3 protein-coding genes are annotated in these 13,129 nt (G+C 55.5%); all 3 read left to right on the top strand.

The features are described 5' to 3' along the window. Positions 1 to 69: 69 nt before the first annotated feature. The 3 genes from MU846_RS03395 (at position 70) to MU846_RS03385 (ending at position 13,098) form a co-directional block, all read left to right on the top strand. On the top strand, positions 70 to 726 hold the full coding sequence (locus MU846_RS03395; RefSeq protein ID WP_246948433.1) for a winged helix-turn-helix transcriptional regulator: 657 nt from the start codon (positions 70 to 72) through the stop codon (positions 724 to 726). A 587-nt stretch (positions 727 to 1,313) separates the two neighbouring features. Then, the gene (locus tag MU846_RS03390) at positions 1,314 to 12,776 is read left to right on the top strand and encodes an Lcl domain-containing protein (RefSeq protein ID WP_246948431.1); all 11,463 of its coding nucleotides are present in this window, start codon (positions 1,314 to 1,316) and stop codon (positions 12,774 to 12,776) included. After that, on the top strand, positions 12,766 to 13,098 hold the full coding sequence (locus MU846_RS03385) for a hypothetical protein (protein ID WP_246948429.1): 333 nt from the start codon (positions 12,766 to 12,768) through the stop codon (positions 13,096 to 13,098). The genes MU846_RS03390 and MU846_RS03385 overlap by 11 nt, the downstream gene beginning before the upstream one ends. The last annotated feature ends 31 nt before the right edge of the window (positions 13,099 to 13,129 follow it).

Genomic DNA, 13,129 nt, shown 5'->3' with positions numbered 1-13,129 from the left:
CCGGGTGGTTTCATCTGAAAGGAAAGCATCACGCTGGAAGTAGCAAAAAGCAACTGGTAGTATTTAAAAATGACTAATCATGCAGGCGCACCGCGCCCTCGTTACGATGAAGGCTGCCTGGCCGCCCACGCGCTTAATCAGGTCGGTGATCGCTGGGCCTTACTTGTAGTGCGTGAGCTGATGTTCGCGCCCAAGCGCTTTCAGATGATCCGCGCCGGCGTACCGGGCATTACCGCCAGCGTGCTGACGGCCCGGCTTGGGCAGTTGCAGCAAGCCGGGGTGATAGCGCACGACGAGCGCCTCGGCATCTATGCACTGACAGAAGCCGGGCGAGGCGTGTTGCCGGTGCTGGAAGCGCTGTGCCGATGGGCGCTGACTCTGCCAGGGCACGATGCCACACGCTTCATCAGCCCTTCCGCCCTGATGATTTCGATGGGCGTGAACTTGCAACGCAGCCCGGCCGGCGCGGATACGCTGGTGGGCGGCTTTGATTTCACGAAAGAATCCTTTGAAGCGCGTGTGGTGGGCGGGCGCCTGGAGACGCTGGCCGTCGAACGCCCCGAAGCGCCCTTCGTGCTCAAGGCGGATGGCAATGCCATGGCATCTGCCCTGTATGGCAGCCAGCCCCTGGTGCAGCTGGCCGGTGAGGGCGTAGTAGAAGTGCAAGGCGACATTGCTGCTGCGCAGCGGTTTGTGGATTTGTTCAACCTGGTGCCGCGCGCCTGAAGCTCCCTCGTAACCAGGTTGTGCTTCTATAACTGAAACCCATCGTGGAACTGGACTTCCTGGTGGCTGCGGCCTGAGAAGATGTTGTTCTGCGATCTGCACCCTGCCTGTCAGAGTTGAGTTCATCGCGATATTTTTTGCGCCGGCAGGCTCAGCATGGTTTTCTTTACTATCAACAAAAGCCTTGCTGCATTAAAGTGCTGCTCGGGAAAGCTCGGGAAAGACTGTAGCAGAGCCGCTTCTGATGAAGATGTGGCGATAACAACAAGCCGAGTAACCGCAGCGCAAGCGCGGCGTCGCTAGCATCATTTCAAAATCATCAGTGGATTTGATCGGCGCTATTAAAACGCTTTCACTCAATGCTGTTAGGAGCCAAAAAAACGGTTCTGATTTGATATCAGAATAAGTGAAACTTTCTATCAGTTAACGGATGTGGTGGGCATTGTTCTCATTGCGAGATGTTGGGGGTTGTTTCAAGTGTGACGCTAGTGCTAGAACAGGCAGCGGGGGCGGATCAACTGCCATCACAATATAATATCAAGGGTCGCCCGGAGAGGCTGACTTATACTGAATGAAGGGATGCATTCGTGAAAGCTTGCCGTTTCGTATTGCTGGTTCTTTGTGGATTTTCACTTGCCATTATCGGTGTAAACGCCGCCAACTCTGCTAATTCTGGCAATCATTTCATCTCTGATACATCGGGTGATGATCTCATCGTACTAGGCTCTGATAATTATACCGTCGAGCTTTCAGGGGGCGATGACGTTGTAATAGGCGGCGGCGGAGATAATGTTTACGAAGTTCATCCCGGCAGCAGCCAGATTACGCTGATAGAGACCACCGGCAGCAATGTGGTCGAGTTCCAGGCTGGCATAACCTTTGCCGACGTCGCCAGCGGGTTGTGGATCAGTGGCGATGATTTGAGGTTGGTAATAGGTAGCGGGCAGCAGACGCTAACCGTAAAAGACTTCTTCGCATTCGAAGAAACAGTATCCTCTTTCACGTTCATGAATGGAGAGATACTGTCAGCAGGACAGCTGTTCGCTGCCTTTGGCAAGCCGGCACCGTCAACGCCGGGCAACCAAAGGGTTCTGGAAACAGAGGTCGGCGCTGGCGGCCTGTTGCAGGGTTCGGGAGCCTCAGAAATCCTGTTGCCTGATTCGGTGCCCGCTACTATTCGCGGCGGGGCCGGGGATGATTTGCTGATTGGCAGGGCAGAGCAAACCATTTTCGAGTTCTTTCCCGGTGATGGCGCAAATACCATTATTGCTTCATCAGGGATGCACATTATCCGCTTCAGTGGTGGGATTCACTTCAATGATGTGGCGACACGGCTACAAAAGTCTGGCGATGATCTGATTCTTGGAAACCAGAACAATAATGACACCGTGCGCATCCACCAGTTCTTCTCAAGATCCAATATTATTTCCGCAATAGAATTTACCACGGGCGGGCAGCTGGATGGCGAGAGCCTGTTTCAATTGTTCGGCGTTCAGGCGCCTTCCGTGCCTCGTAGTTTTACCATCAATGTCGACGGCTCGGTTTGGGAGGCGGGCAGTGGAGCCGGTGATGAAGATGATGACGGTGACGGCGGCGATGGAGACGGTGACGAAGATGGGGGTGGCGAGCCGGGCGACGGAGGCGGCGATGGCGATGATCCCAATGATGATCTTCCGGCCAATCCCGACTATCTGGTTGGAACGCCCGGAAACGACTTTATCTATGTTGGTGAAGGCAATAACGTCGTTTCAAGCGGCACAGGCGATGACTACATCGTTGGCGGGCCGGGTGACAATGTTTACCAGTTTGCTTCCGGCGGTGGCCATAACACCATTGTTGAATCGGAAGGTTATAACTACATTCTTTTCGATCAAAGTATCACCTATGCAGATGTATCCAGCAGTTTCACCAGCCAGCAAGGTAGTGATGATCTGATATTGAATATCAGCAACAAGAACTTGCGGCTGGTAGTCCGTGATTTCTTTGCTGTCGCCGATACCTTGTCTGAAATCCGCTTCGCCAACGGGCAGGCGATCCATAAAGATCAGATTTTCCAGGTATTCAATGCCACGCCACCCACAGTGGCTCAAGGCTCGGCGTCCTTGGTGCTCGGCGCTGGCGACAGCGAATCGATTCATGGCTCAAGCGGTGCTGATCTCCTCATCCCGAGAATGAGTAATCGAATGGTCTTTCCTGGTAGCGGTAACGATACGCTGATCGGTAGCCATCAGGGTCTCGGCCTTGCGAGCTACCCGCCTCTGGAGGGTGAGCAAGCGGTAACGTTTGTCATCACGCCGGGAGATGGGAAAAAGACGCTTGTGGCGGCGGGCGGCTATAGCGATATCCTTTTTGCCGGTGGCATTCAATATGCAGATATCACCTCTCAACTGTTTCGTGAAGGCAATGACCTGCTATTGAAAAGTGCTGCTCACGGTGTTTCCGTGAGGCTCGCTGCATTTTTCAAGCAGCCGACGATGTTGGGCGCCATCTGGTTTGAGCCGGAGAATGAAGGTGATCCCGCCCAAAGCCTTGCTGGTAGCGCGATCTATCAACTCTTTGAGCAGAACCTGCCCGTCGAACCATATTCCCTGGCTGTGCTGATCAAGGGCGGGACGACAGGCGCTTGTCATCAAACGTCCCCGCCATCCCAAAGCCAGGGTTTTGGCCTCACACCCGAGCAACTTGCCACAAACAATAGCACCCCGGAGATCATTTCCATCCCGCCGGGGGATGCCTGGTTCGATGAGGTGCTTGAATATCAGATTCATGCGAACGACGCGGATAATCACGACCTGTGCTTTTCACTTTCTGCGGCGCCCGATGGTGTGCAAATCAATCCTGATTCCGGGCGTATTTCCTGGGTGCCCGGATGGAACCAGCTGGGGGAGCAAAGCTTTGTCGTGGTGGTGACCGATGAGCGCGGCGCGGTTGCCGAGCAAGCCTTCATCTTGCCGGTCCTGCATGCTTTATTGCCACCGGAAATTATTTCAACGCCCGCCATTTCCTGGAGTGCCGGGGAGCGCTTTCGATATACGATCAAGCTGGCGGCGTTGAGCCATGAGCGGGATATCACCTTCAATCTTCTGGCCGGGCCAGCCGGAATGCAGTTGCAAGATAGAATACTGAGCTGGACACCAGGAGATGGTGATATTGGTGACCACGCCGTCCGGTTGCAGGCAACGGATATCTACGGCCTGGAATATATTCAGGAGTTTACGCTTTCTATCGCGCCCATGGTGACCGTGGATATGCTGGCGGAAGGGCTTTCCAGGGTGCCAAAGACGGGTGCTCTAAGCTCTCGATTCAGCCATGACGATGCGGCAACCAGGGTAGGAACGGCGAGGGTTTATGAGCGTGACCCGACTAACGAAATAGTTTTTGACAAAGTAAACGGCCTGATCTGGCAGGACAGTAGTGCAGTGCTTGCCCCCAAAGTTTTTTATGCCGACGCCGAGGCATACTGTGACACATTGGTGCACGGCGGCATCACCAACTGGCGCCTGCCGAATCGCCTTGAACTGATTTTCTTGCTAGAGCATTTCCGTGATAATCCGGACTCCAGCGAGCGTTTGATCAGCTCGGCATTCGAACATGTCGGTACTTCGAGCTATGGCGCTGATTACCATGCGAAGAATAACTATACCCGGAACGGCGGTAGTTACCTGAACACGCTGGTGGATTTTATTACAGCACGTGTTTTGCCTACCGATTATGACAAAGAGGGTCATGTGCGCTGTGTCAGCGGCGAGCAGCGCTTTGTATCGGAATTCCATAAGCCAGAAGCAGCGCCTTATGTTGTTGATCGTACCAACCGGTTGATGTGGCAGGATAATGAAGATGTCCTGATGCAAACTGGAAACTTTGATCAGGCGATGAACTACTGTGACGATTTGCAGTTGGCGGGGCATGATGATTGGCGCTTGCCGAACTTCAACGAGTCACATCTGCTACAACGAGAGATCGAGTATCATGTGAACTCTCGGGGATCATCGCTCTACTTCAAGAACATCCCGGAAACGCCATATTGGCAATCTTCCACCGTTACTTCTGATAATACTGCTACTCTTTATGACGGCACACTTGAGAGACGATATCGGTTTCGTTACCAGTATTACACTGAATACTGGTGGCTGGAGAACCTGAACTTTCATGCTATCGCAGTTGATGAAGAGCTACCCGTTCGTTGCGTTCGCTCATATGGCGAGCCCGTACCCGTTGCAACTGTCTCGCCTCTTGTTGTTGCCGTTAATGAACTGGTATCGCTGGATGCAACAGATAGCCACCATCTTGAGGCTGACATCATCAGCTACCAGTGGAGGGAGCTGACCGAGGATCGGGTGTTGGCTGATTCGATGACCGCTGAAGTCAGCTTTTCAACCCCAGGTGTTTATCAGATACAGCTTGCCGTGACTGACGAACGTGGCCTGTCGAAAACACTTCGCGAGCCATTGGAGCTGACGGTATACGGCCCGCCGCTAGTGATTATTCAAGGCCCGAACGCGGTGTGGCAGGGCGAGCCGGTCACGTTCGATGCCAGTCAATCGCATGATGCTTTTCATGACATCGAAAGCTTTGAATGGACCTTGTTGAACACCAATGAGCCTGTCGGGAGCGGCGCTGTACTGGCTCTGAATGAACTGGATATCGGTGTTTGGGAGTTTCAGCTTGAGGTCACCAACACCGGTGGCCTGACCACGTCGAAGATCATGACAGTGAGTGTGGCGGCGCGCCCCGATCTGCTTGTGGAGGGGCACGAGCACAACAGCCTGGGTGATACGGTGACCCTGAATGCCAGCGCTCCCACTTATGCTGGTGACATAGTGCACTACGAATGGCGTGATGCTCACAGCGATACAGTGCTGGGTACCGGCTCGCTGCTTGAGCTGAGTGATCTGGCTGCCGGTACCCATGGTGTTATTCTGCTGGTAACGGATCAGGCAGGCCGTGTGCATCAGGAAAATATTTCGGTCTCCGTTCAATACCCGTTGCCGGTCATCGTCTTGCCCGAAGAAATTGTGGCCCCTGAGGGCCAGACGGTCACGCTGGATGCTTCACAAAGCCATATATCTCATGGCGCCATTGCCTATTTTCGCTGGTTCGAAGGCGACGGGGATGTATCAGTGGGGCAAGGGCCGCAGTTGCAATTGGACAGCTTGCCGCTTGGTGATCGGGATTATTGGCTGGAAGCGGAATCGAGCGAGGGGCAAGTGGCCCGGCAGGCCGTTCGTGTCCGGGTTGGCCATGCGCCACAGGCCGTCCTGCCTGAGCAGTATTTTGGCTACGTCAATACGCTGATTGAGCTGGATGGCAGCGCCAGTGTCGTAGCCGAGGGCGGCTTGTCATTCCAGTGGCGTCTGGATGGTAATTGGTTGGCTGATACCGCAGTCGCGCAAATAGACGGGCTTGATCCCGGCGAATACCTGATTGAACTGGAAGTGAGTACCGATCTGGGTATATCAGATGTTGCCAGTCTGGTTTTGATGATCGAGCCTGCCAGAGCGCTCACTGTTTGCCCGGCACTGCCGGTAGAAGATGATCGGGATTATTCAGCTCGTTACCCGGACGACAATCTGGAGTGGCGCGGCAACGAGGCTGAAACGGTGGAAGATATCGAGCGGGCATTCAACTACGCCCGTTCTCTCGACCCTTCTGTTTCCCGATATCTACTCATGCCGGATCAGGCCAGCTGGGACGCAATGAGCGTCCAGCAAAAAAGCCTTTATCTGATCAATGCGGAGCGGTCAGCCAGAGGGATCAAGCCTTATGCCGGTTTTGACGTCGATATCGTCGATGCCGCCCAGACCTATGCGGATTACATACGCACGCACAATATGGTGATCAGTCACTACGCCGATGGCCGTTCGCCCCTCCAGCGGATGGACGCCTACCCGGATATCGAGACACATCGCGATCTTTCATCCTTCAGGCCCGAATCTGTTGCGGGCGCCGTGGCGACGACGCTGCCAACCGAAGATGAGGCCCTGGTGCGCTCAATTTTTGCCTGGTTATATCAGGACAAAGACTGGTTCAGCGATTTCGAAGACATGGAAGGCGAGCCATGGGGACACCGGAATCATCTGCTACAGACGGGCCTGGATGAGAACCATGATTCACCTTATACCGAGGGCCTGCTTGGTTTCGGCATATCGCGTGGCCACTATGCGCCGGGCCAACCGCAAAACTCACGCTATGGGTACGTCACGGTCTTGAAAACGCTGGATCAGGGCGCAAGCTGGGACAGCAGCCGGGTGCAGACCGTGGATATATCCGAGGCTCAGGGCTGTAATACCGATCACCTGATCGAGCTGGATGCAGCCTTGATAGAGCAGCAGGGGCTGGAACAGATCACCATCGAACCTGCCACGCTATTGATGACGCCAGGCTCTCTGCAAACCCTCACGCTGACAGGCGTGTATGAAACCGGGCAGCGAGTGGATTTCACTTCATACGCGCAGTTTATTCCTGATCAACGTTCCGTGGTGAAGGTCGAGCAAGGTGAGATCACGGCAATCCGGCCAGGGCAGGCCAGGGTGGCGGCACGCCTTGGCAGCCTGCGCTCCAACAGCGTGCACGTGCATGTGCAGCAGCCCACCGATACCAGCAACCTCATCGGTACTCCGGCGCAAGCGCTGCTACAGCACGTGCCGGATAATGCCACAGTGCAGTCGTATGATCCGCAGCTGATGGCGCGTTTTACCGGGCGGGCAGAAAGCCGCCAGGGTACGCCACTGGCGGACGTTCAGGTCAGCTTCCTGAATCGCCCGGATCTCGGCAGCACCCGCACCGACAGTACCGGGCATTTCATCATCGCCGGCCCAGCGGGCCATCAAACACTGGTTTACGAGAAGCCCGGGCATCTTGTGGTGCAGCGCAACACCATCGCGCCTTCAAATGGCTGGGGTAATCTGGCGACTGTCACGTTGCTGCCACGGGACACCGCACGCTCACATATTGATCTGACAGGCGGGCAGCTTCAGGTCCACCAGTCTTCCCTGATCACCGATGAATTCGGATCACGCCGTGCAACGGTGATTTTCAACAATATCAGCAAAGCCACAGTGGTATCGGTGGATGGCGCACAAAGAGAACTGGAAGGCTTCTGGTTCTCCGCGACAGAATTTGAAACCCCCGATTCCATGCCGGGGTTCCTGCCACCGGAAACAGCCTTCACCTTTGCCAACGATCTTCACGTTGAAGGCGTGCATTATAGCGATACCGTGCTGTTTGATGGCCAGGTGGTGATGTTCATTGACAACTTCCTGGGCTTTGCCGTGGGAGAAATCATTCCCATCGGTTACTTTGATCGCCTTGTCGATCAATGGATTCCCTCGCCCAATGGTGTGGTCGTCCAGTTGATTGATAGTGACGGCGATGGCCAGATCGACGGTCTGGATTATACCGGCGACGGGCTGGCCGATGATCTCAATGGCAACGGTGATACCGGGGACGAAATCATCGGCCTGCTCGCAGCGGGCTATCAGCCGGGCGACACCCTGTGGTGGGGCAACTTCGATCATATGACCCCTTACGATTACAACCTCTCACCCAGCGATGCCGAGGAGCCTGTCGACACCGAGACCGACGTGGACGAGCAGCAGGAAACCGAGGAAGACTGTGTCAGCACAGGCTCTCATTGTGTGCTGCATCAGCAAAGCCTCCACGAAACCATCCCGGTTGCCGGCACCTCACAGGCGCTGCATTATCACAGCCAGCGCACCGCCGGTTACCACCACCGGATTCTTGTACGCGCCAGCGGAGAGCAGATACCGGCTTCGCTGCAAGGCATCATTGTGCGGCTTGAAATCGGCGGCCATGTGTTCGAGCAGGTGCTGCCAGCCATAGAGAATCAGGAGGCCGAGTTTATCTGGGATGGCCGAAACCTTGACGGCACCCGCACCCCCGGCCTGGTAAGCGGTCGTGTGAGTGTCGGCTACCAGTATCAAGGTGTTTTCATGAGCACCGGCAATGCAGCCGAGGAACAGCGAGCGCTGGATGATTTCCCCAACGCCTGGGCGCAGCAGGGCGAGCGTCCGACCCTCGTGCCGGGGCGCGAGCTTGTGACAGGTTGGCATCGTAGCGGCATCAGCGTACGCAACAGCTACCCCAGTCAGTTGGCGGAGGGGTGGTCACTGTCAGAGGTGCATGAGTTTGACCCGGCCGGCCGACTTTACCTCGGCAGTGGCGGCGTGCAGAAAGTGCCAGCGCAATCCCTGATTCTGAAGACCGGGCAAACCTATAGCCAGATTAACGGTGACGATGGTTACTATCAGACTGGCGGCAGCGTGATCGCCTATGCCCTTACGGAACAGGGCACCCTGATGGACAAGGTCACGGGGCTGGAGTGGGAATATCGGGATCGCCCCCGCGAGTTCCGCGAGGTATCAGAGGCGAGAAGTTACTGCGCTCAGGCCGTGGACTTGCCGGGCAGCGGTTGGCGTTTGCCTACCTCGAAAGAGGCGGGTTATACCCTGAGCAAAGCGGACACCAACATCGGGCCGATGATTTACCATCCGACACGCGGGCGGCAGCTTTGGCGTCAGCGCAGCGTCAATACTCATAACCTGAATTTGCCTGTGCTGTGCGTACGAGGCGAATTACTGGATGAAAGAAATGTAGAGGCCCTGGTGCGAGATGCCGATCAGGGCGTGGTAATTGATCAGGACAACGCCCTGATGTGGCAGGACGCCCCCGTCAATGCCACCCTGAAACTCAACTGGCAAGACAGCATTGCGCACTGTGAATCGTCCACCTATGCCGGTTACGACAATTGGCGACTGCCCAATATCAACGAGCTGCTTTACGCGCTGCCCAATGAAGTGTTCCAGCATCAAACCCGTGTCACTTTTCCGCCGGGCGAGCTATGGAACCCGACAGCCAGCTTCCGCAAGGTTTACTGGAGTTCCACCACCAATCATCAAGATGATGCCCAAGCCTGGGGGGTCGAGAGTGAAAGTTACAACAGTCCTCGCTTCAGCAAAAATGACAGCTATCATGTGCGCTGTGTCCGTGAAGCGGCTGAAGCATTCCGGATGCCTTTTGTATTCGACAACGAGGGCCGCCACCTCGCCACGGTTGATGGCGATAGTGGCGTTACCCTGAACACCTTCGAGTACGATGAAGCAGGTTACCTGGTGGCTATCATTGACCGTTTCGGCCGGGCCACCAGCATTGAACGGAATGCCTCTGGCAAACCTGCCCGGATCATTGCTGCCGACGGCCAGATAACAACGCTCACCCTTGATGGCGATAACCAGTTGCTTGAGGTCGGTTACGAAGATGGTGGCCATTTTCTCTTCGACTATGCGCCGGCGGTGAACGGTGCGGTCAGCAGTCTGCTGGTGGAAAAAACCGATCCCAACGGCCACAGTCATGAACGCGACTACGACCTGCACGGCCGCCTGCTGGAAACTCGTAACCCGGAACAGGGGCGCTGGTCATTCTATAATGAACACCTGGGCGTCAATGAAGATCACTACGGTTATCTCACCGCCGAGCACCGCCACTACAAGGTTGAGCGCACCCGGCTGGAAAATGGCGACAGCCAATGGCTTACCCGCTATCCCGATGGCGTGGAAGCGCTGCGTACGCTCTCGCCGGATGGCCTGCAAGAGAGATTGGAAGAGCAGGGTGTGATCACGCAGATCAATCACGCACTAGACAAGAAAACCCTGCGTCCCCGGCCCGCCAGCATTCTGCAAACATTGCCCGGTGGCCTGGAAACCAGCATCACCATTGAGCGTGAATATGCGGAAAACGGTGCAGACACTGCACGTTATACCGAACTTACCACCCTGAACGGCAAAGTGAGCACGCTGGAGCGCGATACCCGCACCGGCCTCACCCGGCACACCACACCGGAGGGCCGGAAGCTGACAATACAAGCCGATCCACTTACCCTGCTGCCGCAGCAGATTACGCTCGATGGCTTGCTGCCCATGTTCTTCAGCTATGACAACGCCGGGCGGCTACAAAACTTGAGCCAGGGAAGCGGCACGCAGCAGCGGGATACGGCGCTGAGCTATGATGCACGAGGCAACCTCACCAGCCTCACCGATGCCATGGGCCGCACCACAACCTTCGGGCACGATCTCCGCGGCCGCGTCACGACCCAGACCTTCCCCGATGGCCGTGCTGTGCAGTATAGCTATGATGCCAACGGCAATCTGACCAGCCTGACCCCGCCGGGGCGCAGCGCGCACCTGTTCAGCTACGATGGAATTGACCAGGTGAGCACCTATACGCCGCCCAAAGTACCAGAGGGCCACACCGTCACTCTCTATCACTACAACCGCGATCGTGATCTGGTGCGCATCGAGCGCCCGGATGATCGTGAAGTGCTGTTCAACTACAACACAGGCGGCCAGCTTGTGGGGGCCACATTGGCGCGTGGCACCATCAGCTATCAACACAACCCCCTGACTGGCAACCTGACCCAGATAATCACGCCGGAAGGTAATAGCCTAGCCTTTCAATGGGATGGCGCCCTGCTGACAACCCAATCCTGGTCGGGCGAAATCAGCGGCTCGGTATCGCAAAGCCCGGATAACAACCTCTGGATCAGCCAGCGCTGTGTCAACAGCACCAGCTGCACCGACTTCAGCTACGATAACGATGGCCTGCTGACCGGAGCCGGCAGCCTGAGCCTCGTCCGCAATGCCGATCACGGCCTGGTGACCAGTGCCACACTGGGCATTCTGGAGCACAGCTACGGCTACAATGCCTTCGGCGAACGTATCAGCACCACCATCAGCCGTGATGGGAACAGCTTCGGCACCCTGAGCTACAGCCGCGATAAAGGGGGCCGCCTTACCGCCCGGACAGAAAGCCTGAACGGCAGCAGCTTTACCGACAGTTATCAATACGACATCGCCGGTCGCCTGACCCAGGTAACCCGCGACGGCGTCACCACCAGCTGGCAATACGACGACAACGGCAATCGCACCCATGAGAACGGCCAGTTGATTGCCAGCTACGATGCGCAAGATCGCCTGGTGAGCTATCAGGGCGCCACCTACCAGTACACCGCCAACGGCGAACTGGCCAGCAAAACAGAAAGCGGCGCGACGACTCACTACACGTACGACGAGCTTGGCAACCTGCTAGAAGTGGAACTGCCCGGCGATATCACTATCGCCTACGTCATCGACGGCCAGAACCGCCGAATCGGCAAGAAAGTCAACGGCAGCCTCACACACGGCTTCCTGTACCAGGACCAGCTGAACCCGATTGCAGAGCTGGATGGCAACGGTAACGTGATCAGCCACTTTATCTACGCCGATCAGCCCAATGTGCCGGCCTACATGATCAAAGATGGCAACACCTATCAGATCATCAGCGATCACCTGGGCAGCCCCAGGCTGGTGCTGGACGTGGCCACCGGTCAAGTTGCCCAACGCCTTGAGTACGACGTATGGGGCAATATCACACAAGACACCAACCCAGGCTTTCAACCATTCGGTTTCGCCGGCGGTATCTATGATCAACACACCCAACTCACCCGGTTTGGGGCTAGAGATTATGACGCTCATAGTGGGCGGTGGACGGCGAAAGATCCGATAGGATTCGCGGGAGGGGATTCCAACATGTATGGATATGTTGTGAACGACCCGGTGAATTTCCTTGATCCTGAGGGCGAGGCCGTAATGATTTTTGCTGGCGCTGTTATTGGTGCGGCAGGCGGTCTTATCGGCACGCTTATTTCCAATCCAAATGCGTCGGGCAAAGAAATTGCCGCGAGCATGTTTGCAGGTGCTCTTACGGGAGGCTTCGCCGGGGCCGGTATCTTGGGGAGTGTTTTAAGTGGTGCGATTGCTGGAGGAGCTGGTGATCTAATTGGTCAAGTTATGTCACTAAGGCAAGAACCATGTGAGTCTATCATGGATAGAATAAACTGGGGCGCTGTGGCTGGGTCTGTTGTTGGTGGTGCTTTGAGTGGGCGAATTCATTCCGCTGTCCCTAATGGTATTTTGGGGCAGACGGTTGCCGCGCCGCGAGACTTTATTGTAACAGCATCCGGAGCTTTTGTAGGAGGGTCAATTGGTGCAAAGTAACACTATGGCTCTATCTAGTATTGTCGAGCTAGTGGTGATTTCTCTTGGAGTTTTTGCAGGTTCTCTGGCTCTTTCCTCTATTCTTATTTCTGTCCATAAAGTTAAGAAGGGCAAGGTGTTGATTGCGCTTCATAATATATTCTACTTCTTTTGGATTGTTTTGATCTCTATTCCTATGGTGGTTTTTATGTCTCGCACTCCTGAGTGTGAAAGCATTCACTGTCTGGGCTTGATGGTTTTTTCGTTTATAGCAATATTGCCTTCCGCATTCCTTTTCTATAAGAGAGGGCATTTTGTTAATGCGAAAGGTTGTGAGCGATAGAGAGGTTACGATCACCTGAAGATACGACGAG

The organism is Alcanivorax quisquiliarum (genome assembly GCF_023051175.1).
Classification (GTDB): Bacteria; Pseudomonadota; Gammaproteobacteria; order Pseudomonadales; family Alcanivoracaceae; genus Isoalcanivorax; species Isoalcanivorax quisquiliarum.
The sequence above is the reverse complement of the archived record's forward strand: the minus strand, read 5'-3'. Positions and strand labels throughout refer to the sequence as shown.

Bases quoted from the DNA above. Each gene is read 5' to 3' on its own strand.
- MU846_RS03395 (WP_246948433.1), top strand. From the start codon at position 70: ATGACTAATCATGCAGGCGCACCGCGCCCTCGTTACGATGAAGGCTGC.